Origin of the sequence: Campylobacter concisus (assembly GCF_003048605.1) — a bacterium.
In the GTDB taxonomy this organism is placed as follows: domain Bacteria; phylum Campylobacterota; class Campylobacteria; order Campylobacterales; family Campylobacteraceae; genus Campylobacter_A; species Campylobacter_A concisus_BM.
Window position 1 is genome coordinate 51,556 of sequence record NZ_PIRX01000004.1, and the last position, 24,203, is coordinate 75,758.

Below are 24,203 nucleotides of genomic sequence, written 5' to 3' on the forward strand. Positions count from 1 at the left end.
TTTAAATTTAGCGGCGGCTGCGCGGACTAAATATTATAAATTTAGGTGAGATTATAACTAAAAGAAATTTTAATTAGGCTTTTGTGCGGCTCTCGTAGGCTTTTAAGAGCGAGAGCATATCGACGTTTTCTAAATTTACACCAGTTGGCACGCCCTGAGCGATCTTGCTAAATGAAATTTCACTCATCGCAAGTTTATCCTCGACGTAAAGCATGAGCGCGTCTGAATTTAGCCCTGGCGTAAAGGCGAAGACGACCTCTTTTGAGCCATTTTGCTTGATAGCACTTCGCAGCCTCTCTATGGCGTCCTCGTCGATCTCGTCAAGCACGAAGTAAAGGCCGTTGTAGATGCCATTTTGCTCAAAGACTAAGATATCTTTTGGGCTTTCAACCAGCAAGATGACCTCGCTGTCCCTGCTCTCGTCACTGCAAATATCGCAAATTTCATTTTCGCTAAGCCCACCGCAACGCTCACAACGCTTGATAAATCTCACCGCATCTTCGATATTTTGCGCGAGCCTTAGCCCTGCAAAGCTATCTTGCATGCAAACAAAGTAGGCAAATCTTGCGGCTGATTTTTTACCCACACCTGGAAGCCTAGCAAAAGACTCAGTTAGCTCGTTAAATTTCTCTAAGCCCCTTTTCATGCGCGTTTTGCCTTTGCACGAAGTAAAATTTTAAAGACGTGATAGCCGTCCTCGTAGTCATAAGCAAGCTCAAATTTTTGCATCTGACAAATTTGCTCGATGATGTAAAGTCCAAGCCCCATACCACTTCCAGCACTCACTTTATCGCCGCGCACGAAGGCTTGTTTGTAATAATCAATCGGGTGATTTAGTTTTTTACCTAAATTTTTAACCGCTATAAATTCGCTATCGCAGATCAAAATAGCCTTTTTATCTTCTGCGTATTTTAGGGCATTGTCTATCAAATTTTTAATCGCCAAGCTAAAAAGCTGAAAATCAACCCTAAGCAAGACATCATCTTTGATATCACAGCTCACTCGCTCCTCAAATTTATCAAGCATAAGCATATCTTGCACCTGCTCTAAGATAAGCGAGAAATGGCACTCTTGATAGTTTATGGCGTAGCTTTTAGAAAGAAGCTGCTCGACCTTGCTAAATTCATTTATCAGCATCTCAAGGCGCTCAAAAACGTTTATGAGCCTCATCTTTTGAGTGTCGTTTGCGACCATCTCAGAGACGATCCTGCCCTTGCCAATAGGCGTCTTTAGCTCATGCATGATCGCACGTAAAAATAGCTGCCTTGAGCGGATGAGCTCCCTGATCTTGCAAACGGCGTTGTCAAACTCGACTGCGACTTGTCCTATCTCATCTTGCTCGCTTTCATTTAGCCTAGCAGTCATCGCCATCTCCATGTTTCCGCTGGCAAATTTCCTGATATCTTTGCTAAGTCTTCTAAGCGGCAAGAGGCTTCTAAGCACTGAGACATAAAGTGAGATAAGCAGAGCCGAGATGATCAAAAATGCCACCCAAAGTGGGTCATTTACGTGTCTTGCGTCGTTGCTCTCAAGTAGCAGCTGAAAAGATGGATTTTTGATAAGTAGATACAAATCGCCTTTGTAATTAACCGACTGCATCATGCCAAGAGGCGTGTGCTGCGTAAAAATGGCGTTTCCGCTTGAGGTAACTGAGGTGGCTAAATTTTTATTGCCGACATATTCTAGGTTGAAATTTTTAAAGTAGTGCTCTAAATCTCTTGGAGGATTGCCACGCTCGTAAAGCGCCACAAGATAGTTCATAGCGCTTATTTGCTTATCTTTTAGCTTCTCAAGCGCACTTTCTTGCTGAATGTTTGCAAATGTCACAAAGAGCAAGCACATCAGCGAGAAAGCGATGGCAAAGATGATAGTTATCTTGGTGGTTATGGAGTATTTCATCCGATAAGCTTATATCCTATGCCTCTAACTGAAAATATATGTTTTGGCGCTTTTGAGCTATCGCCGATCTTTGTTCTAAGGCGTCCGATGATGACATCTAGGCTCTTTGAGTCCTTATCTTTTAGGCTCTTGCAGTTATAAACTAGCTGCTCTCTTGATACTGAAAAGCTGTGCTGTTTGATGAGATAGGTTAAAATTTCATACTCAGCTGGTGTGAGCGCAAGAGCTTCATTATTAAAGTAAATTTCATGGCGTTTGTCGTCTATCCTAAATGCGCTATCAACGACCTCTTCTTGAACTTCGTTTGTCTTTTTATATCTTCTAATAAGACTTGTGATACGAGCGTACATCTCTTTTGGATCGTATGGTTTTGGCAAATAATCATCCGCTCCAAGCTGAAGTCCAACAACCTTGTCGCTTATGTCACTGCGAGCTGAGCTGATGATGATAGGTATGTCGTATTTTTGGCGAATTTCTTTGCAAACCTCAAGGCCATCAATGCCAGGTAATGTAAGGTCAAGTATGAGCAGATCATAGTTTTTTATGCCGGCACTTAGCCCTAGATATGGGTCTTCAAAGTTAGTCACTTTTATATTAAAACTATCAAGATATTCAGATAAAATTTGAGCAAATTCTGGATCGTCTTCTATCATTAAAACGTTAATCATAAATCATCCTTTTCATTGAAAAATAGTAGAGATTATACGGCAAAAATGTAAATTTTTTTTTAAATTTAAACTTTTTTGGATAAAATCTCACATTTAAAATAAGCTTAATAAACAAGGAAAAATGTGGAGTTTGATTATTACGAGATCCTTGAAATTTCAAGAAATGCAAGTGGCGACGAGATAAAAAAAGCCTTTAGAAAGCTCGCTTTAAAATACCACCCAGACAGAAATGCTGGTGACAAAGAAGCTGAGCAGAAATTTAAACAAATCAACGAAGCCTATCAGGTCTTAAGCGATGAGCAAAAGCGCTCAATATATGACAGATACGGCAAAGAAGGGCTTGAGGGTAGATTTGGCAGTGGCGGTGGCTTTAGCGCTGATTTTGACCTCTCAGACATTTTTGACTCGTTTTTTGGAGGCGGTTTTGGCGGTGGCTCTAGACAGAGAAAAAGACGAAGCGAAAAATACTCAGCCGACCTTGAAATTCCTATAAATTTAGAGTTTAACGAAGCTGTTTTTGGCTGCGAAAAAGAGATCAAATTTGATCAAAAAGTGCCTTGCCCAACATGCAACGCAACAGGCAGTAAAGATGGTAAAAACAAAACTTGCCAACACTGCGGCGGAAGCGGCAGGATCACACGTGGAAATGGCTTTATGAATATCGTTCAAGAGTGCCCATACTGCCACGGAAGCGGCGAAGTGATAAGCGAGCCATGCCCTGATTGCAACGCAAAAGCCTATAAAATCCAGCAACAAAGCGTCAAGATCACGATCCCAGAGGGCGTTGATAGTGGCATGAGGATGAGGGTCGCTGGCAAAGGCAACATCGGTGCAAACGGCGTTCAAGGCGATCTTTACGTGAGCATAAACGTAAAAGAGGACAAGCACTTCATCCGCCACAATGACGATGTTTATATAGAAATTCCAGTATTTTTTACCCAAGCCGTTCTTGGTGAGAGCATAAAAATCCCAACACTTCGCGGTGAAGCCGAGCTAAAACTACCAGTTGGCGCGAAAGATAAGCAGCAATTTATCTTTGAAAATGAGGGCATCAAGGGCGTAAATTCACGCAAAAAAGGCAGACTTGTAGCTCAAATTTCTATCCAAACACCTGATAAACTAAGTGACGAGCAAAAAGAGCTTTTAAACAAACTTCAAGCTAGCTTTGGCATAGTTTCAGGCAAGTCAAGCACCGACGAGAGCGTCTTTGACAAGATAAAAAGCTGGTTTAAAGGCGACGAGCCAAAAGGCAAAAAGAAAAAATAAATTTAAATTTGTGACGTAGAATTTGGCGTCACAAAATCTTTCAAAATAAATTTTATATCCTAATTTTTACAAGTAAATTTCACACAAATTTTAAAATTTCATGAGCGAGCATATCACGTTTCTAAATTTAGTGGCGAATAGTTATGAGCCCTAAATTTAGTAAGTTGCTAAGGCAAGCGAGTAAGATTTTAAAATTTGCAAAAATAGTTTTTTTAGAAATTTAAATATTTACTTCTTTGTTAAGGGGGAAGAGGCTTGAATTACGGTCTGCTTGCAGTTGCGAGCTTGTGAAGCAAAGAAGCTCCCTTCCCCCTTAACGATCCCCTAACCCCGACAACGTTAGAAGTGCATGCGATAGCACTATCGTGCCACATGCGTTTTGTTATCAAGTAAGTTTTCGCAAATTTTAAAATTTCATGAGCGAGTAATTTCGGCTCTAAAATTTGAGCTAAGCTGTAAGCGAAGCCAAATTTTAGTAGTCAATTCTTGCGAGTGAATGAAATTTTAAAATTTACAAAAAAGTAGTAGTTTTATTTTAAAGCACATAGTTTAAATTTCAAATTTAGATCCGACATATCACGCTTCTAAATTTAGTGGTAAAAATGCATAAATATAAATTAAGGCGAGTGCATAAAAGCGCATAAATTTAAAAGAAATTTTAGTGCCCGTAAGCTATCAGGCACCAAAATCCATAAATTTACTCGGTTGCAAGATCTAAGTAATAATCAAGCTGGTCGCGCCTGATGATACGTATGAGATTTGTGCTGCCCTCTACGCCTGTTGGGTGGCCAGCTGTGACGAGATAGGTCTTGTCATGTTCGACATATCCAGCGTCGTAAGCCTTTTTGATGACATTTGCAAGTAGGACATTTAGCTTTGTCTTTTCAAGCACGAGCGCTGGTGTCACGCCCCAAGCAAGGGTAAGCATGTGAGCTGTCTGCTCGTCGTGCGCGATAGCGATGATATCAATGTTTGTGCGGTTTCTAGCTAGCTTTATGGCTGATTTGCCTGATCCTGTGATAGAGAGTATCGCATTGGCCTTGATGCGAACAGCTAGCGAAGCTGCGCTATTTGCGACCATGTCAGTCTCGTCAAAAAAGTCAAATTCGTCAAATTTATTGTATGGATAGATGCTCTGCGTCTGGATGATCGTTTTGCTCATCGCCTCTACGACTGCGACTGGGTTTTTGCCGATCGCACTCTCTTCGCTTAGCATAACCGCGTCAGTGCCGTCCAGCACGGCGTTTGCCACGTCGCTGATCTCCGCTCTTGTGGCAGTTTCATGCTCAGCCATGCTTAGCATCATCTGAGTTGCTGTGATTACTGGTTTGCTGGCTGCATTTGCCTTTTTGATGATGAGCTTTTGTATGGTTGGCACCTTGTAAAATGGCACTTCTATGCCAAGATCGCCACGAGCTACCATGATGCCATCACTCTTTGCGATGATGTCGTCTATGTTTTCGACCGCGTCAAATTTCTCGATCTTAGACAAGATAGCCGCTTTGGAGCCAAATTCTTTTAAGATATTTCTTGCTTTTATCACATCATTTGCGTCTTGCACGAAGCTAATGGCGACGAAATTTACCCCGTGTTTTGCGCCAAATTCCATATCTTCTTTATCTTTTGGCGTGATGATCTCGATACCAAGGGTGGTATTTGGGAAATTTACCCCTTTGTTTGAGTTTAAAATTCCGTCATTTTCGATGATGGTTTTTACCACCTCTTTGCCCTCGCCTATAACTCTTGCTCTGATCGAGCCGTCGTAGAGATAGACGTACTCGCCAGCCTTTAGCATAGGTAAAATTTGAGGTTGATTTAGGCTTACTTTATAAACGCCTTTTGCAACTTTTTCGCCCACGATATCCTCTGCGTAGATGCTTAGCTCGTCGCCAGCTTGCAAGTAAAATGGCTCGCTAAGCTTGCCAACTCTGATCTTTGGACCGCAGATATCTTGCAAGATGCCTATGCGTTTGTTTAGCTTTTTCTCGACATTTCTGATCTTATCAATGTTTGATTTGTGGTATTCGTGTGTTCCGTGGCTAAAATTTAAACGAAAAACATTAACACCTGCTCTAACCATCGCCTCCATCGTCTCTTCGTTGTCACTTGCTGGCCCTAAAGTCGCTACAATTTTCGTCTTTTTTATCATTTTTATGCCCTGTAATTTGATTTTTGCGATTATAACACATTTTAATAATGTAAATTTTTTGTATAATATGCAAAATTTTTAAAGGAGAGAGTATGAATAAATTTTTATTAGCATCTCTTGGCCTAGCAGCTCTTGCTTGCGCTGCCATGGGAGATGACAAAGTCTATAAGCTCAAGCTTGCAACCTCATGGGAGAGCACTATGCCAGTACTTGGTGACGTGCCAAAAGAGCTAAAAGATAAGGTCGAAAAGATGAGTAACGGCCGCATCGAGATCAGGATCGACTACCCGTCAAAGCACAAGTCGCCTTTTGCGATGCTTGACTTTGCAAAGAGCGGTCAGTACGACATCGGCTACACAGCTAGCTACTACTACAAAGGCAAAGACCCTAAGACAATGTTCTTTACAGCGACGCCATTTATGATGAATACCGACGAGCAAACAGCTTGGTATGAATTTGGCGGCGGTAAAGAGCTAGAGGCGAAAGTTTTTGACCCATATAACATCAAAATTTTTAGAGCGGGCAACACTGGCATGCAAATGGGCGGCTGGTTTAAAAAAGAGATCAAGTCAGTTGATGATATCAAAGGCTTAAAGATAAGAATTCCAGGCTTTGGCGGTGAAATTTACGCTAAACTTGGTGCAAATATCAACACTATCCCAACTGGCGAGCTTTACATGGCTCTTGAGATGGGCACGATCGATGCGGTAGAGTGGGTTAGCCCGGCTTATGACATGGCACTTGGCTTTCACAAAGTGGCAAAATACTACTACACAGGCTGGCAAGAGCCAGATGGCGAAACTCAGTTTTTCTTCAACAAAAATGCGTATGAAAAACTTCCAGATGACCTAAAAGCGATCTTTGAAGCGGCTGCTGCTGAGGTGGCAAGAGATGTGAATACTAAGGTATTTTACGCAAACGTAGAGTACTGGGGCAAGATGAAGGCTGAGTACCCAGACATCCAAGTAAAATCTTTCCCACCAGAGGTCATCGCAGCTCTTAAAAAGGCTACAAATGAGCTACTTGATGAAGAGAGCGCAAAAGATCCACTATTTAAAGAGATCGTTGAGTCTCAAAGAGCTTTCCTCAAAAAAGCAAGAGAATGGACTAAAATTTCTGACTACGCTTACATCAAAACAAACGAAGAGAAATAACCACAGCAGGGAGCTCTCCCTGCTTTTTAAAATTTAAAACCACCACAAAAACTAATCGCAATAAGACTTTAAAGCAAAAGATAAGACAATAGTGAAAATTTAAAAGGATTTATGATGAAAAAAGTCAAATTTATAGTTTTTATCTGCTTATTTATACTGCTACCACTTGCTTATTTTAATGGCTTTATAAGAATTTCTGATCTAACTAGCGAACAAGAGAGCATAGCTAAAAAATATGGTGGTGTTTATGTATTTTATGAGAAGTTAGAGAAGGAGATAGATAAGAGAGAAGAAGAGAGAGAAAAAGTTAATAAGGAAATACTAAAAGAAGTCTCAAATATACAAGACAAAGAAGAACAAAATAAACAATTAAGGTTACTACTGCAAGAGAAATTTTATGATAATCCTAAACTTGAAAGAGTTTTGTCAAATGGTAAAAAATATTATATCACCACAAGAGATTACGGAAATGATTTCAAAAAACAAGCTTGGATACCTGAAAGATATAGTGACCTAATAGTAAATTACATAGGAAAAGACTATGAGAAATTTAACCCTAGTTTTTCTTTTGACTACTTCTATGTGGATAATGATCAAATAGTACCCATATCACTATCCGTAACATATTCTTATAAAGTTGCTAAATTTGGATTATTTGGAGATGAAGCAAGCGGAATAAGATTTAAAGAAATTTATTATAGCTATGTGCTTGGCGGAAATAGATTTGAATTTATAAACAACAAATTTCAAAAAATCAGCAATAAAGTTAAGGACAAATAAATGAATACTCTTAAAAATTTAACAAATAAAGAGATGGTAAATAAGATAAAAGACTATGCTGATATAGCCGATGTTGCTTATGCTTTTTTTGAGTATATAGAAGAAAATGAAATTTGGAGTTTTTCGGATAAATTTTGTAATTAATAAACCTAGCTAAGCATAATAAATTAATAATATTATAAATATATTCACAATAAGATTATGAGAAATTTCTATCTTGTATAGTTTTAAATTTAAAAGGATTTATGATGAAAAAAGTCAAATTTATAGTTTTTATCTGCTTGTTTATACTACTACCACTTGCTTATTTTAATGGTTTTATAAGAATTTCTGATCTGACTAGTGAGCAAGAGAGCATTGCTAAAAAGTATGGTGGTGTTTATGTATTTGATGAAAAACTAGAGAAGGAGATAGATAAGAGAGAAGGTGAGAGGGACAAGGTTAATAAGGAAATACTAAAAGAAGTCTCAAATATACAAGACAAAGAAGAACAAAACAAACAACTAAGGTTACTACTGCAAGAGAAATTTTATGACAATCCTAAACTTGAAAGAGTTTTGTCTAATGGAAAGAGATACTACCTCAGATGGATTGATTATAAAAACGAAACTGGTAAAGAAGTAAAAATTCCTAATGATTATGTCGAGAAAATTATAAATTACATAGGAAAAGAAAATTTAGAAAAATATACACCAAATTTATCTATGTCATATTTTTATATAGATGGCGACAAAGTCGTGCCTATAAGAACATCTGCAAGTTACTTATATCGAATTAAAACATTTACATTATATGGCGATGAAGCAAGCGGAATTAAATTTATAAAAGATGATATAGGACTGGCCAAAGGCGGAAATAGATTTGAATTTATAAACAATAAATTTGAAAAAGTCAGCACTTCAGACAAGGATAAATAAATGAATACTCTTAAAAATTTAACAAATAAAGATATGGTAGATAAGATAAAAGACTATGCTGATATAGCCGATGTTGCTTATGCTTTTTTTGAGTATATAGATGAGAATGAAATTTGGAGTTTTTCGGATAAATTTTATAATCAATAAACCTAGCTAGGCATAATAAATTAATAATATTATAAATATAATCACAATAAGATTATGAGAAATTTCTATCTTGTATAGTTTTAAATTTAAAAGGATTTATGATGAAAAAAGTCAAATTTATAGTTTTTATCTGCTTGTTTATACTGCTACCACTTGCTTATTTTAATGGCTTTATAAGAATTTCTGATCTAACTAGTGAGCAAGAGGGCATAGCTAAAAAATATGGTGGTGTTTATGTATTTGATGAGAAGCTAGAGAGGGAGATAGATAGGAGAGAAGAAGAGAGGGATAAGTATCTTGATGATTTCTTTAAAAACAACAATAGAGATTTTGACTTAAATGACCAGACTATTATGAATGAAAAATTACCTAGAGTTTTATCTAATGGTAAAAAATATTATGTAACTACAAGAGATTACGGAAATGATTTCAAAAAACAAGCTTGGATACCTGAAAGATATAGTGATCTAATAGTTAATTACATAGGCGATGACTATAATAAATTTAAACCTAGCATGTCTTTTATATATTTTTATGTAGAAAATAACGAGATAGTGCCTATATCTTTATCTGTAACATATACTTATAAAGTTGCCAAATTTGGACTATATGGAGATGAGGCAAGTGGAATAAGATTTAAAGAAATTTATTATAGCTATGTGCTTAGTGGAAATAGATTTGAATTTATAAACAATAAATTTGAAAAAGTCAGCACTTCAGATAAGGATAAATAAATGAATACTCAAAAGAATTTAACCAACAAAGAGATGGTAAATAAGATAAAAGACTATGCTGATATAGCTGATGTAAGTTATGCTTTTTTTGAGTACATAGATGAGAATGAAATTTGGAGTTTTTCGGATAAATTTTATAATGAGAAAATTTTAAAAAAACCTAATCCTAGATGGGATTATGCAGACTATACTTATTATGGTCATACTTTAGAGAAGATAAGCCAAAAAGCAAAAGAAAACGGTCGCCAAATAGGACAACCTACTGCTTACGCTCTTTGTGTAGAAGCTAGATTTATGCAGGATTTAACTATCAAAAAACCAAATTTTAAATTTGGAGAAGAAGATACAAATATAAAAATCTCGAATAACATTAAAAACTTTATTGCCGTTCAGGAAAAAAATGGTGAAATTTCACAGCGTATATTTATAAACGAAGAAGGCTACCACCAAATCTCCAAACGTACCAAAAATTTCACATCAAGATTTAGACTTCTAAAACATCAAAAAAATGATGATGAAGGTTTTAGTGCCACTCTATTTGAAGATACAAAAGATAACAACAAAAAGATACTAACCTTTAGAGGTACTGAAATAACTCCTGGGGACTTAAAAGCGGATAATCAGCTGGCAACATATAGGATACCAACTCAGGTAAATTCTTTAATAAATTTCTTTTTAGATAATGTTATACCTATATTAAAAGAAGGCGAAAAGATAAATATATGTGGTCACTCTCTTGGTGGATATCTAACTCAAGTATGTGCTTTTACTTTTTCTGAATATATAGATGAAATTTATACATTTAACTCGCCTGGATTGCTTAGTGATTATGCTAATACTATTGATTTTGCACACAAGATAGATCGAATAGATAGAATACTAAGCAATAAAAATATATTTACTAAAAGAAGACTAACTCCTAATATGCAAAGTATGCTCTCTTGTAAAAAAAGATTATATGTAAATTTAATCCTAGCAGATAAGGACCACACCTACCTACCAGCACCTTTAAATTTTAATAACATATACCACGCAAAGACTGATAATGATAGCCTAGCCTTTAACAACAAACTCTACGAAAACGCTATACAAGACCTTGGGCTTGATATAAATGGCAATGAGGTGCTAATAAATATAGGCAACGTAGATGCGATACCAAAAACAGATATAAGTATAAGCTCGCACTTTCTTACATATACGGCTACTACACTATACTTTTTCTCATATCTTTTAAAGGAAAAAGATAATGACGAAAAGACAAAAAATGTTAGCTTAAAAGGTACGTTTTTATATCTAAATGAATTTATGGAGCAAAACTATAAGCTTATATTTGATCTTGATACAAATTTATCTATGCAATACAATAGCGTAAATTTCAACATGGACAATAAAGCCACCATTTCACCCATTACATATAATAAAAACAAAAACTGGCTACTACTTATACTGTTAAATAACATAAAACATGACTTAGACATACGCACAGATCACTATCTAAAAGACGAGCAAGAAGCCTTGATAGTAGAAGATATACTTAAGCTTAGCGATGAGAAGCGATATACAAAGATAATAAGCAAAGATGAAGTAGAGAAATTTAAAGAAGGTGGTTGTGAAAAGATAGAAGATAAAAGGGCTATGCACAAGTGCAGGACGTACAAGGTGGTAGATGAGAGCTCTAGTGATGTCACCACCACCAAGGCTGATGCTAGCAAGCTCTACACCTATGCGTCAAATTTCACAAGGTCGCTTTCATCACAAGACAATAAAGCATATTTTATGAAAAAATCAGAACAGACCTACTCTCTTTTATTTGACAAAGGCACAGGCAGTGGCTCTATAAATTTATATGACGTAAAAGATAGAGGCGAGATAAAATTTGGCTTTTTATCCTCTAGCTCTAGCGTCTATGTGGATAAGGATAAAGAGAGTTTAGCCATATTTACAAAAGATAAAGACATAGTGGATATTGAGAGACTATATGAGAAGATAAGAGATAAATTTGGCGTGGAAAACCCAGAAAACTACAAGGTCGATCTCTTTTTAAACGCTACACTTCTAAAAGGTGCAAATGAAGCTAAAGACTATAAATTTGGCTTTACAAATTTCAAAGATGAAAAAGAGCATGATCTCTTTGAGAACAAAGATGATCAAAAGCCCTTTTACTACTTTAGCCCAAGGGGCGATGAAAGCTCTAAAGGCTCGCTTGATATCACAAATAAAAACACTAGCATAAGAGTGCTTGGCTATGATATAGATAGGGGTAGCTTAGATGTAAAGCTAAAAAGAGCTAACAATGATGAGAAAAAAGAGAAGCAGGCACAAGATAGAGAAGCGGTAAATCATCAAAGCATGCCTTCTGGTGCGGTAGCTACAAATTTCACCGCTCACCCAGTCATAGAAGACGACATCATCACTTGCCCGCATGGTGGCAGAGTGGTGCTAAAAAGCAAAGCTGGCAGGAGTATCACATCTAATGGCATACCGCTCATACTAGGTCAAGACTTCCTAGGCTCGCCGATAGTTGGCTGCTCGGCAAATTCGCCATGCACCTGCGTAGCACACGTACCAAAGAGCGCACTAAGTGCTAAAAGAGTAAATGACAACCACGCTCTCATGCAAGATCTAGTGCATCACTGCTTAAGTGATAAAGGCTGCGTGCTATCAGTGGCTAAAAAGTCAAATTTACTTACATTTGAGGGGGTAAAATACGTTGATGCAAACGGCAACGAAGTAGCCCCAAAAGATGTACAGATCACGCAAAATCCAAGGCTAAGGTTTTTCATGAAAAGTGCTGCATCGCAAAGAGATAACATGCACGTCGCCATATACTCCATAAACGGCACCGAGTACAAAGAGCCAAACGGAGCTGACGAGATCGTGCTAAAAGAGAGCGACGCAAAAGAAGTTAGTGACAAGGCGCTTTTAAAGCTATTTAATGAAAATTTCAAGACTACCAGCCAAAGAAAATATGAATTTAAAGAGTACTCGCTAAAGTATGGCGCAGATGTTTTTAGGCTAAATTTCATAAAGCCAGAGTATAAGAGCAAGCACGGCATAAACGGCTACTACGAAAGACTTAGCGAATACGAAAACGACGTTAGAAATTTGATCTTTCTAACGCCAAATCAAACAAAAGATATCACTATAAAAATAGCCAAAGGGCTAGACGCTAAGATAGAAAAAGACGCCGAGATAACCGACGTCGTAGTGCTTCAAGGGCTATAATTTTACCCTTAGCAAGGCATCTTTAAAACTTCTACCACTTCACCTTTTGCGATAAATTCTGTCTCTTTAGGGATGATAAGCAGTGCAGCTTCGTTTGTTAGGTTATTTACGATCGCTGAGCTACCTAGCTTTTTGCCGTTTAAATTTACAAAGATCTTGCCATCTCTGTTTTCTAAATTTACCGCTGTAAATTCCAAAAATGGCGAGCGTTTTTTGTAGTCTTCATCCATTATCGCCGTGATCTTTGGCTCTTCTTGGCTAAACCAAGTGTTTATAAGCACTCTTACATAAAGCACGCACATAACCATCGCCGAGTAAGGAAATCCCGGCAGCGCAAAGATGTATTTATCGCCTGATTTTGCCACTCTGATGTGGCGGCCTGGTTTTATCGCAGCGCCCTCGATGATAAGCTTAAAGTTTTCATTTAAAGCGCCCTTTACAAAGTCATAGTCTCCCATGCTGATACCGCCAGTAGTCACTAAGATATCGGCTGATTTTAGCGCATTTATGATCGCTTTTTCGACAAGCTCGGCCTTATCTCTTACGATCTCACAAAGGATCGGCTCTGCGCCCATTTTGCGTATCTGCATAGCGATGCCTACGTGGTTTGAGCTGTGAATTTGTGCTGGACTATCAAGCGGTTCGCCAAGGTCTTTTATCTCGCTGCCAGTTGCTAGTATCGCCACTCTTGGACGGATGAATACGCTTACGTGAAAGACGCCAAGCTCGGCAAGAAGCGCTATCTCAGAGTATGTTAGGCGCGTGCCTTTTTTTATTAAAATTTCGCCTTTTTTGTAGCTCTCACCCACTGCTCGCACGGCAAAGCCCTTTGGCACGCTCTTTTTGATGATTATTTTTGAGCCGCTAACCTCGACATTTTCAACCGGCACAAGAGTGTCAGTGCCTTCGCTCATTAGCGAGCCAGTGAAGGTTTTGACGCATTTGCTACCCTCTACATGCAGCCCTTTGTCGCTACCTGCTGGCAGATCGGTGATGAGCTCAAGCTCGCTTAGGCCATCTCTAAAGGCAAAAGCGTAGCCATCCATCGCTGAAACTGGCTTTGCTGGGTAGTTTTCAGCGGCTGTGACATCATAGGCGATATTTCTATCAAGCGCATCTGTGATGGCTACTTTTTCGGCCTTTTCCCACGCATTTATCGTGTCTTTTAGAATTTTCAGACTATCTGCATAGCTCATAAAATCTTTCATCATTTATCCTTTTTATGAAATTTTTGCATATTTTAGCCACTTCTGTTTTACAAAAAATTAATCTTTGTTTTATTTAATGATTATTAAAATGTCGTTTAAGAAATCAGTTTGATTTTACCTTTACATAGGAATTTACATGAACAAAACACTACTTTACATCATCGCAGGTGCGAGCCTTGGCATACTTGGTCCGGTGCTCGTTCATTTTGGCAACCCAGCAAATATGGGCGTTTGCGCGGCTTGCTTTTTACGAGATAGCATGGGTGCGCTTGGCTTTCACCAGGCCAAAGTCGTGCAGTATCTAAGGCCTGAAATTTTAGGGCTTATCATCGGAGGCTTTCTGGCTAGCATGCTTTGGAGCAAAAATTTCACTCCAGTATCTGGCAGCGCGGCATTTTCTAGGTTTTTCTTAGGCGTGTTTGCGATGATAGGCTGCCTCATATTTTTAGGCTGCCCTTGGAGGGCGTTTTTACGCCTTGGAGGCGGAGATATGACCGCTATAGCTGGCGTTGTTGGCCTATTTGCTGGCGTCTTTGTGGGACGAGCTTTTAAGAAAAATGGCTACGTTTTACCTGAAAATGAAACCACTGCAAAGGCGATAGGGTTTTTACCACTAATTATTGCTATTTTGCTTTTACTGGCACTTATCTTTGGTCTAAAACTTGGCGAAAATGGCGCATTATTTAGCTCAGAAAAAGGTCCAGGCTCACAGCATGCAAATTTATTTATCTCACTTATTTGTGCCATCATCATCGGCGCATTTATGCAAAGAAGTAAATTTTGCTCAGTGGGAGCTATCAGTAAAATTTTTGAACGTGACTTTTCGATGTTTTATGGCATCGTCTCTATCGTTCTTTTTGCAAGCATCACAAATTTAGTGCTAAATCAATACAAATTTGGCTTTGAAGGACAACCTATCGCTCACAATGATATGCTTTGGAATTTCTTAGGTATGAGCTTAGCTGGCCTTTGCTTTAGTCTAAGCTACGGCTGCCCTGGCAAACACCTAGTGCAGATGGGAGCTGGAAATTTAAGCTCAGCCGTATTTGTTTTAGGCATGGGTGCAGGTGCTGCGATAAGTCATAACTTTATCTTAGCAAGCTCAGGAGCTGGCATCACACCTTTTGCCCCGTATGCCGTAGTGATCGGCTTTATCTACGCTATTTACGTTGGATTTTTCACTAAAAAAGCTTAAATAAATTTGGCTGCTTTTGCAGTCAAATTTGCTTTTTTATATAGTAAAATTTGTGTGAGATAAATTTTAGCTAAAAATAAGTTCTTAGGTTGTATAATCCAAAACTTATTTTAAGTTGTCACGGTAGCTCAGCTGGTTAGAGCGCTGGTCTCATAAGCCGGAGGTCGGGAGTTCAAGTCTCCCCCGTGACACCATAACACCCTATTTTAGGCACTAGCAGTGATGCTTTTGTTCTTTCCCTTTCTTTAAAATTTCCTTTAAGAGTGGAACACTTAGTTACTAAAGTGGAACAGTCTCTTAAAAATTCCAATGATTATAAAGCCATCACCCTTTTAATACCATAAAAAATAGATTTGCTTTAAATTTTTACTTCTAGCTTTTTATCTAGAATCCCCTTAAATACGCACTTTTGGCATTTATCCTTTTACTATTTTTAATTTGTTTTTCTTAAATGACATATTTTTTCACAAAAATTTACATTTCTAGCGCAGATTTTTTTCAAAATTGGTGTAATTACTATAAATATATTTAAAAGGAAGAAAATGAAAAAAATTTCATTTATAGCAACTAGCACCGCTAGCAGGGAAGAAAGTTTATGTAGTGAGGTAATTTGCCATGGCTAATGCATATACAATAAATGATCACAACCTAGTTATAAACGTGAGGTCGGACTTTTTAACATATGGTAGAGCTATAGGTAGATTTGCGCATGCGTGCCGTGAGAAAAATCAAACCGAGCATATAAAGTATCTTAACAAAAATCCAGCCACTATTAATCGTTACAAACTCCTAAGCGAGTTTAATGGCAATGGCAATATGAGAGATGCTAACAGCAAAGATGATGAACTACATAATATGGCCTTTGTAAAGAAATTACTTAAAGGCTTTCAGGATAGCTTTAAAGAAGACTATGGCAAGCAATCCTACACACAAAAACGACAAGGTAAAGACATAGTTATACGTAGAGCTTGGCGCAAAGATATGGCTAGTTTTTGTGAAGTCATCATCACATTTGGTACAGACAGAGAGAAGGAGCCAAAAGAAGGGCTAAATGAAGAAGAGTCGAAATTTATAAATGAAAACATACAGATGGATAGAGTTATGAGATTTATAAATGCATACTGCGCAAAGCATGGCGTAAAGTGTCTGCTTGTAGCTGAGCATAATGACGAAAAGACCAAGCACTTTCATATCTTTTTTACAAACTATAGCTTTGAGAAGCATGCAAATTTGAGATTTAGCGGCAGGTCAAAAACAGCAAAATTTGGTAAAGAGCTGCAAGATATGGGAGCGGAGGCATTTGAAGGTCAGGTACTTCGTGGTAAGTCAAGTAAAAATAGACACAAGAATTTAACCCAAATGCACCAAATAGCAAGTGAATATAAGAGTGAGCAAGAGTTAAAAGAGAAAATTCAAAAGCTTATAGAAGCGGAAGCAAATAAGTATATGCAAAAGAAAGAACCTTTGTGGGGCGACGAGTACTTTAGGTTAGAGCCAAATGAAAAAAGAGCTTTAATAGTAGGTCTTAGAAATTCTGTTTTTGAACAGCTGCAAGAGAGCATAACCATCACATCTGATGAGCAGCTAAAAGAAAAGGTAGAGCTTCTTGCTGAGCAAGTAACAGAACAAAGTAAAATCATAGAGGAATATAAAAAGAAAAGCTTAGAAGTCTTAAAAGAAAAAGAACAGTTAGAAAAAAAGCTAGATGATTTAAAAGAGACCAAAGCTGAGCAAGACAAAGAGATAATGCTTCTTAAAAATAGAGTAAAAGCACATACTAATCAGCAAACAAAAATAGATGAGCAAAATGCATTGTTAAAGAGCAAGGATAGAGAAAACCAATCTCTAACACGTAAAACCGAAAGTTTGCAAAGTGAAAATACTGAGCTAAGAAATTTTAATGACAAAAGCTTAGGTCTTTTGCTAGAAATAGCAAATATCAACCCAGAGCTAAAAGATATGATAGTAAATGAAATGCCAGAGCTAAGAGGTAAATTTACAAAAGATGATGCCGGGATGGAGATGGGGTAGCTAGCATCCTTTAAATTTTACAATGCGTAATCTATAAATTTAAGCCACCAAAGTAAGCTAGCCGTGTAAATTTTACCAAGTAAATTTACACTAGCTTACTTACAAACTTGTGGTATATCCTACGCAACACTCCTATATCTCATATAGACATACTCGTAAATTTTCTCTCTGCACGCTGAGATGCTTATATCATCATAGCACTCAGGTAACTCTCCCAAGAGAGTATCGCAAAAAGATAAGACCAAGCATTGGCACGTAGTATTTATACAATGTGAGGTTTGAGCCTGGGCACAAAAGGTCCGCTGACTCTCAAAGGTCGCTCTCTAGCATTTGTAAATTTAGCCATTTGTATTTTGCTTGCTATTTTAGCATTTTATGGATAGGGATTACTGTTTTGGAAGTAAGAAATTTTATGAATGGAAATTTGAAAGAATTTTTGCGTGTTCTAAAATAATATTTATCTTAAATAAAACTTAGATATTTTATAGACAAAGGTCATCTTGAATGAATAAAGTTTTGTTTAGGTTGTATCTTTGTAAATAAAAATTTTGCCCGTCTGGCTAAGACCTTACAGCAAGCTCGGACCGAGCTTGCTAAGTAAGTTTATCAACATACTAAAAATGTTGATAAATAGACTTGAAACTGGCATTAAATTTTCTTGGATTATAACAAATAAATTCATAATGTAACATACTGCATGTGATGTAATGTGCAGTACTTGATGTCACGTCAAGTATGTGATGTCACATGCAGCACATGATGTTATGTATAGTACATGATGTAACATGCAGTAGGTGACGTAATGTATAGTATGTGATGTTATGTATGTTTCGTAGATGAGAGAGCATTAGAATTGGTGGATATTTATTTTTAGATAGATATTATTGAAGTCATGTCTAAAAAGCGCTTGGCGTATATCTAATAGTGATGATTATAACAGCCTTATCTTTTTCATTGACCCTATAAATCACTGTGTAGTTTTTAACAAATAGCTGTCTATAGCCCATATTGGCATATCTGCCAACTTTTCTAATAGCACCACGATTTGGCATCTCATCTAGACTAAGGATAGCGTTTTTGATAGCCTCTAATGTAGAGTTTGCAGCACCTGACGAGAGCAAAGATAGTGCGATATATTTATAAATCGCCTCAAGCTCGTCATAAGCTTGTGGTGAGATTAGGACTTTATATTTATTCAAGATACTTAGCTTTTAAACTAGCAAAAACATCTTTTGCTTCTAGCATCTTTGTATCTGCTGTTATCTTAGCTTCAGATGATGCGATGGCGCTATCTATATCAGCTGTGGCTACTAGTTTATCGTATGTCTTTATACTCATCACAACCAAGTCGCCATAGCCATTTTTAGTTACAAATACTGGTTCATCTTTGCTATTGCATAGCTGTGAAATTTCATTTGTGTTTCTAAGCTCTTTTATAGGTATTATCTGAGGCATATGCTATTTCCTTTTAATAATATAACACGATTATAGCATAATTGTATTATAAATTTAGATAGCTTGCCCAACTAGCTTGGCAAGCTAAAAAAGACAAGCCCAAGTATCAAGTATTTCCTACTTTTCCTTAATCAATAATAAATTAATAATATTATAAATACAATCACAATAAAATACCGAAAACAGTAGTGGTGGCTTAATATGCAAAACAACGAAATAAAAATAACCTACTCTTGCGAAGAGACATTAAAAAAGATAAAAGAGTATATGGCTGATGCGAAATGCGTAACTCTTTATACGTCTAGCTTGAATTCACTCACATCGTACTCTAACGGCATAGCCAATGAGATCATATCTAATCTAATATTTTCTAAGAAGAGAGATAAAAAAGATGTATCGATCGTATCTGACTTTTATATAGATAAAGAGAGCTTTACTGATAGCAAGATAAATAGAATAAGAGAATTTGAATATAGAGATATACCAGTAAAGATTGTCCATAAAAAGAGTGCGGTTGATAAGTTTTTTGCAAATTTAAAAGAGAAGATAAGCCCCATAAAAAGTAAAGCAAGATATGAAGCTGAACTTGAAGCTGCTCAGGATGAGCACGAGAGAAATTTGCTAAAAAGCATGGGTGAAACAAAGACAGAAGCTATAAGCTTTTATGATATGTTTGAGACCGTAGTATCCAACTACGATGACGCCAAAGATATCGTAAAAGAGTGCCTAAATACCTTAAAAAATGATCTGCTAAGCGATGCTAGCTCTTTGATATCTAGTGAAGGACTAGATGGAACTAAATTTGAAAAAAGCATTGAAGAGTGCTTTAGAGAGTTAGATAAGAATTTAAGCGAGCTAAATAAAGAAAGCGGAGAGTTTTTACTCAAACAAATATTTCTTTTTATACTAAGCGTAGTTGATTTAAGTGACCCAAAGGCTGCGCTTAAAAAGGCAAACGGATGCTTTTTGTTCTATGAGCTTGGTAAATTAACCTACAAAATGGTCGAGCATCAAAGTAATAGATCTCTTTATGGTGTAACCTTACCTATCCTTAGCTTTTTCACATCTAGATTTGCTTCTATTATAAATACGCTAAATATAAACTCAAGTTGCAATGTATTAGTATTTAAACAAGATAAATCTTCTAATTCTGGCTTCTTTATAGACTTTACTCATCTAAATTTAGACTATATCTACTTTAGAGACGACAATAACCTAAATGAGGTTAATTGCAATGCAGATGAGGGATATAGTGTATTTGGTCATTTAGATAATCTATCGGTATTTGATCACACTAAGGATGTTTGCTCTTATGATATAGTAAATAAAAACTTAGGCTTTGGCTCTAGTGATGATACGCTCTTTAAAAGACTAAAGGATCAAATAAAAGGACTAAACGCAAATTTAAATTTTCTCTGTGCTTCAAATTTTAACTCTATAAAACTAGCCAATCTAATAGCAAATAAGTCTGACAAAAATGGCACCTCTGCAAATGATGAGATGAACAGCAAAGATTTTTCAAATTTAAATAAAAACTATGTAGTGCTATCAAATTCACCTTTTAGATCAAGTGCAGGGCTAAGAGAAGAAGTAATAAGTAAATGCCTAGATCAAGTGATAGAAGACGAACTAAATAGATCAAACAACCCCAACCTAGTAAAGCAAAAATTTACTGACATAAAAACCCTAAGTCCTATTAAGGATTACAGTCAGTACAGCATAAATATCAATAAAGAAAACAATAGATCAACTCTTGTTTTAAATTTATCCCCATTTGCAAGGATAGATAAAAAATATATAGACAACATAGAGCAAAAAAGGGAAGAATTTAAAGAGATCGCCTATCAAGATGACACCAACTATCTTGATAACTACACCAAATACGAAGAGTTATTTAAGACAAATTTCTCTCACGTAAATGCTTATGCTAAGCAGCCAAATGATATGGAGAAGATCAAAAAAAGTGAAGAAGAGTATATGAAAAAGGTAACTCTCTCTTTTAAGGCAGTATTTGATAAGGTAAATGAAAACACCTTAAACAGAAGAGAGGCTGAAGCATATAACAATAGTAATATCTCAAGCCAACTTATAGATGATATAAAAAATGGCTCATCAACCGCAGATGAATACCACTCACAAATGCAACGTATAATACAAACCCTCCCAAAGCGCTACTCTTTCATAGAAGCACTATCTCTTAGTGTGGCTTACTTTATAATGACTAAAAGCTATTCAAAAAAAATGATAAAGAAAAGCATTCAAGATGGTGATGAATATATAGTAATAGAAGATGATGAGATAAAAGCCTTGCACTCAAACTCTATAATAAGAATTTTTGATAGAGATTTAAAGCTATTTTTTTACAAAGACTCAGTAAAAAATAGTGGTCTAAAAAGTGGTGAGTATCTATGTATAGAAGAAATTTCTAAATATATGGATGGTGTAAATAACAAGGATGTAGTTAGCGTTGAAGAGCTTTTAGCAGAAAATGAAGTTGGTAAAAATGCAGATATCAAAGACCCTTTGCAAAAAGATCTAATGAAGCTTCTTATAGAACAAGCTGACAAGATAGATGATAACTATAAAAAAGATGAAGCTACTATAAAAGAGGCTATAGCTGCTAAGAATAAAAACACTCTAAAAGAGGCTATAAATTTAAAAGATATAGCATATAGTAATGATAGAGATATAAATAAAGAGGTAACCTCATTATTAGTAAAAACTACTATAGAAGAGGTGTTTCCACTAGCAAAATTTGTTGGAGAAGATGGCATATCTAAGATATATGAATCCCTTGGCTCTTATATATTTAATAAAGACGCAAAGGCACTAAGAGAGACATTTCTTGATGAGCTTGGGGTATTAAATTTAGTAAAAAGCCTACTTGGTGCAAGAAAGACTAAAGAGATAGATAGATATATCTTGCTAATAACGAGTTTAAAAACTACAAGCGTAGTTTTACAACATTCAAAGCTTAATCTAATCATTCAAGCTTCAAATGCTTTTAGGCTTCATATGGCAATGGAGTATTATAAACTAAGCATAACTTATACAGAGATCACAACATATACATTTATGAGATATACTCATAGGTTTAGCTATACAGATTTTCAAGAGATAAAGAGGCTAATAAAAGATTATGCAGGATCATTAGGTAAGAGCATAGGTGCTTCTATGGTTAGTGGTACATTAGAACTTTGGAAAACCTCATACGAAAAGCTAGAAGAAAACTACAAAGAGATAATGCATACAAGATATACATATAAATTTAATGAAGCATATGCACTAAATAATATCTCATATAAACCTATGTCTATAAAAGAAGCTTATGATAAAAATAGTACAAATAGCTATTGTTACTATCCAGTAATGATCTATCAAAACTATATAAGTCTAAATTTAAATAGACTATTTCTAGGAGCTAATATAAGTAGTGGAGGACTAGACTATAACTCATTTATATACTACGACATAGACCATAAGAAAAATAAACTATCTTTTAACCTAGCCTCTAAACTAGCACTAAATAACCTTAGTACTTATCTATGCTTAGATGAGCTAAGAGGAGCTGGCAATGAGATAGATGCAAACTACTTTAAATATGCTAGAAGTAGATACACTGAGTCTGATGTAGAGATAAGGGAGTTAAATTTGGATGTGAAAGAGGAGAAAGAGGTGTATGAAATTTATAAGCGAAGCTCATTAGCAAACGTAGCATCAGGCAAACCAAAATATCCGATAAACTCATATCAAAAAGCAGTAGAGATAATAAACAAATTTAAAAAAGGTATATTTAACACAGAAGATAGCGATAACTCTCATCGCAACCTCTCAAGAGATCTAGTAGAAGCACTTGATACTATTGGAAGCAATAATATCAAAGGGGTATATGTGGGGTGTAAAGAAAATGACTCTAAAGATGGGAATTTCAATGGAAAGACAATCCCACCTCGCCTAGTAGGTCGTCTAGCCACTACCATAGTTATGGAAGATGGTCTATATATAGGATAAGATATGAAGAAGATTATATTTATCATCATAGCTCTTTTAGTAGCAGGATCACTATTAATAATAAATAAAGGAAATTTAATGGATAAAGAAATTTATACGGTTATAGCTCCAAATGGGGATAAGATAGAATTTGACAAAAAGACAAATTTAATTGCTTCCAAAAATGCAAAAAATAATACGGCACGCTTGGAAGAAAAGTCTCAAATGATCCTACAAGCCCGCTCCATCTTAGACTCATCTCCATATAAAAACTATAAACCACTATACTATAACCCTAAACCAAATTCACTAGGTCAAACAGACTATCTATCTTTTAAACCATGGCTAGACATTAGCTATAAAGCAAGCTCTACTAAACTATCTCCTTGGACTAAATCAGAAAAAGCCTACTATGAAAGCTTAAAAGATAAACGAGATAGATATATCTATCTAGTAAAAAGAAGTAATCTAAAATGTACTATGATAGATATACCAGAAGATGCCATAGGTAGAGTAGATAGCAATGGCAAACTAACTAAACCAGAATATGCTGAAATTTATGATGAAGTAAATGCTCACAAAAGCACATTAAAATCAGAACTATTTGCAGCAGAGTGGAATATATGTGCTGGAGTATTAGGAAGCACTGTTGGATTTTCAGGAGGAGTTGGATTAGGTTATGCAGGATTTAAAGCAAGAGCATATCAATCAATGTTTCTATCAGCCCAACTTGGTCAAGACGGAGCCTTGGAGGCATTAGCCGACATGTTTCAATACTCTACCTATTTAGTAGGTCTAAACAAAAATTTACAAATGGCTGAAGAGTTTAGAAGACTAGCTAAAAATCCTCCATTAGACGAATATGGCATGATGCCTTATTTAGATGAGATAGTAGGAAATTACTTTGTGATGGATTTTAATAGAAATTTAACCGTAGTTGAGCCAAATGGTTCAATGCATACTCATTTAAGAAAATTAGTAGAAGACGAAGGGAAATTGCTAGATCCTAGAGATCTAGATGCAAATGAGACTACTAGGGAAGAATTTACAAAATACGTTAAAGACAATATTGATGGAAGCGGTCAAGACTTTAATGGTGGTTTTCCTGGAACTTGGGACGATAGAGCTGTTGCCCTCTACATCGACTCCACCCTCCTAGAAGCCAAAATAATGTCCCTAACCCCACCAGAGGGATATCCAAATGCACCATACTACAACACACCAGAAGAGCTAACAAGACTATATGAGGCTGGTAAATTAGATAAAAAGCTAAATCCTCTAACACCAGTGATGTATAGAGATAGCTTTCCAGAAGATCTTAGGCAAAAGATCTTAAGCTATGCCAAAGAGCATAATATAAAGGATTAACAATTTCAAGCAATAGA

Annotated in this window: 19 protein-coding genes and 1 tRNA gene; 13 read left to right on the forward strand and 7 right to left on the reverse strand. The window is 36.3% G+C overall.

The annotated features are described in order from the left end of the window. Positions 1-73: 73 nt before the first annotated feature. Genes recR through CVS86_RS03910 form a run of 3 tightly spaced genes read right to left on the reverse strand, consistent with a single transcriptional unit; the run spans position 74 to position 2,567 of the window. Positions 74-646, reverse strand: coding sequence for a recombination mediator RecR (gene recR, locus CVS86_RS03900; protein WP_107791028.1), 573 nt, complete (start codon positions 644-646; stop codon positions 74-76). Continuing rightward, positions 643-1,899 carry an ArsS family sensor histidine kinase gene (locus CVS86_RS03905; RefSeq protein WP_107791029.1) on the reverse strand — a complete coding sequence of 419 codons (1,257 nt, stop codon included), beginning with the start codon at positions 1,897-1,899 and terminating at the stop codon, positions 643-645. The genes recR and CVS86_RS03905 overlap by 4 nt, the downstream gene beginning before the upstream one ends. Then, entirely contained in the window at positions 1,896-2,567 is a 672-nt protein-coding gene (locus CVS86_RS03910; RefSeq protein WP_009294394.1) for a response regulator transcription factor, read from the reverse strand. Before CVS86_RS03910 ends, CVS86_RS03905 begins: the two co-directional genes overlap by 4 nt. A gap of 123 nt (positions 2,568-2,690) precedes the next feature. Between CVS86_RS03910 and dnaJ the strand changes: the two genes are divergently transcribed. Then, positions 2,691-3,833 carry a molecular chaperone DnaJ gene (dnaJ, locus tag CVS86_RS03915; protein ID WP_103596171.1) on the forward strand — a complete coding sequence of 381 codons (1,143 nt, stop codon included), beginning with the start codon at positions 2,691-2,693 and terminating at the stop codon, positions 3,831-3,833. 697 nt (positions 3,834-4,530) lie between these two features. Here the strand turns inward: dnaJ and pyk are convergent. Further along, entirely contained in the window at positions 4,531-5,982 is a 1,452-nt protein-coding gene (pyk, locus tag CVS86_RS03920; protein WP_107791030.1) for a pyruvate kinase, read from the reverse strand. 92 nt (positions 5,983-6,074) lie between these two features. On the opposite strand from pyk, the gene CVS86_RS03925 reads away from it, so the two are divergent. From CVS86_RS03925 to CVS86_RS03955, 7 genes are all read left to right on the forward strand, one after another. Next, a complete protein-coding gene (locus CVS86_RS03925) occupies positions 6,075-7,136 on the forward strand; it encodes a TRAP transporter substrate-binding protein (protein ID WP_107791031.1) in 1,062 nt (353 codons plus the stop codon). Between the two features lie 114 nt (positions 7,137-7,250). Next, positions 7,251-7,916: a tRNA 2-selenouridine synthase gene (locus CVS86_RS03930; RefSeq protein ID WP_107791032.1), complete on the forward strand. Its 666-nt coding sequence runs from the start codon at positions 7,251-7,253 to the stop codon at positions 7,914-7,916. Then, a complete protein-coding gene (locus CVS86_RS03935) occupies positions 7,917-8,060 on the forward strand; it encodes a diadenosine tetraphosphate hydrolase (RefSeq protein WP_107791033.1) in 144 nt (47 codons plus the stop codon). Positions 8,061-8,164: 104 nt separating this feature from the next. Then, complete coding sequence (locus CVS86_RS03940; RefSeq protein WP_107791034.1) at positions 8,165-8,833, forward strand: tRNA 2-selenouridine synthase; 669 nt, start codon at positions 8,165-8,167, stop codon at positions 8,831-8,833. Next, entirely contained in the window at positions 8,834-8,980 is a 147-nt protein-coding gene (locus CVS86_RS03945; protein ID WP_107791035.1) for a diadenosine tetraphosphate hydrolase, read from the forward strand. 101 nt (positions 8,981-9,081) lie between these two features. Further along, entirely contained in the window at positions 9,082-9,714 is a 633-nt protein-coding gene (locus tag CVS86_RS03950) for a tRNA 2-selenouridine synthase (protein ID WP_107791036.1), read from the forward strand. Continuing rightward, positions 9,715-12,939, forward strand: coding sequence for an Mbeg1-like protein (locus CVS86_RS03955; protein ID WP_107791037.1), 3,225 nt, complete (start codon positions 9,715-9,717; stop codon positions 12,937-12,939). It abuts the gene before it with no gap. An 8-nt stretch (positions 12,940-12,947) separates the two neighbouring features. Here CVS86_RS03955 and CVS86_RS03960 read toward each other — a convergent pair whose 3' ends face one another. Further along, positions 12,948-14,147: a molybdopterin molybdotransferase MoeA gene (locus CVS86_RS03960; RefSeq protein ID WP_107791038.1), complete on the reverse strand. Its 1,200-nt coding sequence runs from the start codon at positions 14,145-14,147 to the stop codon at positions 12,948-12,950. Between the two features lie 136 nt (positions 14,148-14,283). On the opposite strand from CVS86_RS03960, the gene yedE reads away from it, so the two are divergent. From yedE to CVS86_RS03975, 3 genes are all read left to right on the forward strand, one after another. Then, positions 14,284-15,342: a YedE family putative selenium transporter gene (gene yedE / locus CVS86_RS03965; protein WP_107791039.1), complete on the forward strand. Its 1,059-nt coding sequence runs from the start codon at positions 14,284-14,286 to the stop codon at positions 15,340-15,342. A gap of 117 nt (positions 15,343-15,459) precedes the next feature. Beyond that, positions 15,460-15,536 (forward strand) — tRNA-Met (locus tag CVS86_RS03970). Between the two features lie 421 nt (positions 15,537-15,957). Continuing rightward, on the forward strand, positions 15,958-17,373 hold the full coding sequence (locus tag CVS86_RS03975; RefSeq protein ID WP_107791040.1) for a hypothetical protein: 1,416 nt from the start codon (positions 15,958-15,960) through the stop codon (positions 17,371-17,373). A gap of 896 nt (positions 17,374-18,269) precedes the next feature. Here the strand turns inward: CVS86_RS03975 and CVS86_RS03980 are convergent. Continuing rightward, complete coding sequence (locus CVS86_RS03980) at positions 18,270-18,572, reverse strand: type II toxin-antitoxin system RelE/ParE family toxin (RefSeq protein WP_107791041.1); 303 nt, start codon at positions 18,570-18,572, stop codon at positions 18,270-18,272. Continuing rightward, positions 18,565-18,828 carry a type II toxin-antitoxin system prevent-host-death family antitoxin gene (locus tag CVS86_RS03985; protein WP_107791042.1) on the reverse strand — a complete coding sequence of 88 codons (264 nt, stop codon included), beginning with the start codon at positions 18,826-18,828 and terminating at the stop codon, positions 18,565-18,567. Before CVS86_RS03985 ends, CVS86_RS03980 begins: the two co-directional genes overlap by 8 nt. Positions 18,829-19,029: 201 nt before the next feature. Here CVS86_RS03985 and CVS86_RS09870 point away from each other — a divergent pair, with 201 nt between their 5' ends. Both CVS86_RS09870 and CVS86_RS03995 read left to right on the forward strand, forming a co-directional pair. Then, entirely contained in the window at positions 19,030-22,839 is a 3,810-nt protein-coding gene (locus CVS86_RS09870) for a hypothetical protein (protein ID WP_199906516.1), read from the forward strand. A gap of 3 nt (positions 22,840-22,842) precedes the next feature. Next, the gene (locus CVS86_RS03995; protein WP_107791043.1) at positions 22,843-24,186 is read left to right on the forward strand and encodes a thioredoxin reductase; all 1,344 of its coding nucleotides are present in this window, start codon (positions 22,843-22,845) and stop codon (positions 24,184-24,186) included. The last annotated feature ends 17 nt before the right edge of the window (positions 24,187-24,203 follow it).

Coding starts and splice junctions, on each gene's coding strand:
- CVS86_RS03995 (WP_107791043.1), top strand. CDS start 22,843: ATGAAGAAGATTATATTTATCATCATAGCTCTTTTAGTAGCAGGATCA.
- recR (WP_107791028.1), bottom strand. CDS start 646: ATGAAAAGGGGCTTAGAGAAATTTAACGAGCTAACTGAGTCTTTTGCT.
- CVS86_RS03940 (WP_107791034.1), top strand. CDS start 8,165: ATGAAAAAAGTCAAATTTATAGTTTTTATCTGCTTGTTTATACTACTA.
- CVS86_RS03950 (WP_107791036.1), top strand. CDS start 9,082: ATGAAAAAAGTCAAATTTATAGTTTTTATCTGCTTGTTTATACTGCTA.
- CVS86_RS03910 (WP_009294394.1), bottom strand. CDS start 2,567: ATGATTAACGTTTTAATGATAGAAGACGATCCAGAATTTGCTCAAATT.
- CVS86_RS03930 (WP_107791032.1), top strand. CDS start 7,251: ATGAAAAAAGTCAAATTTATAGTTTTTATCTGCTTATTTATACTGCTA.
- CVS86_RS03935 (WP_107791033.1), top strand. CDS start 7,917: ATGAATACTCTTAAAAATTTAACAAATAAAGAGATGGTAAATAAGATA.
- yedE (WP_107791039.1), top strand. CDS start 14,284: ATGAACAAAACACTACTTTACATCATCGCAGGTGCGAGCCTTGGCATA.
- CVS86_RS03975 (WP_107791040.1), top strand. CDS start 15,958: ATGGCTAATGCATATACAATAAATGATCACAACCTAGTTATAAACGTG.
- CVS86_RS03955 (WP_107791037.1), top strand. CDS start 9,715: ATGAATACTCAAAAGAATTTAACCAACAAAGAGATGGTAAATAAGATA.
- CVS86_RS03945 (WP_107791035.1), top strand. CDS start 8,834: ATGAATACTCTTAAAAATTTAACAAATAAAGATATGGTAGATAAGATA.
- pyk (WP_107791030.1), bottom strand. CDS start 5,982: ATGATAAAAAAGACGAAAATTGTAGCGACTTTAGGGCCAGCAAGTGAC.
- CVS86_RS03905 (WP_107791029.1), bottom strand. CDS start 1,899: ATGAAATACTCCATAACCACCAAGATAACTATCATCTTTGCCATCGCT.
- CVS86_RS03960 (WP_107791038.1), bottom strand. CDS start 14,147: ATGAAAGATTTTATGAGCTATGCAGATAGTCTGAAAATTCTAAAAGAC.
- CVS86_RS09870 (WP_199906516.1), top strand. CDS start 19,030: ATGCAAAACAACGAAATAAAAATAACCTACTCTTGCGAAGAGACATTA.
- CVS86_RS03985 (WP_107791042.1), bottom strand. CDS start 18,828: ATGCCTCAGATAATACCTATAAAAGAGCTTAGAAACACAAATGAAATT.
- CVS86_RS03925 (WP_107791031.1), top strand. CDS start 6,075: ATGAATAAATTTTTATTAGCATCTCTTGGCCTAGCAGCTCTTGCTTGC.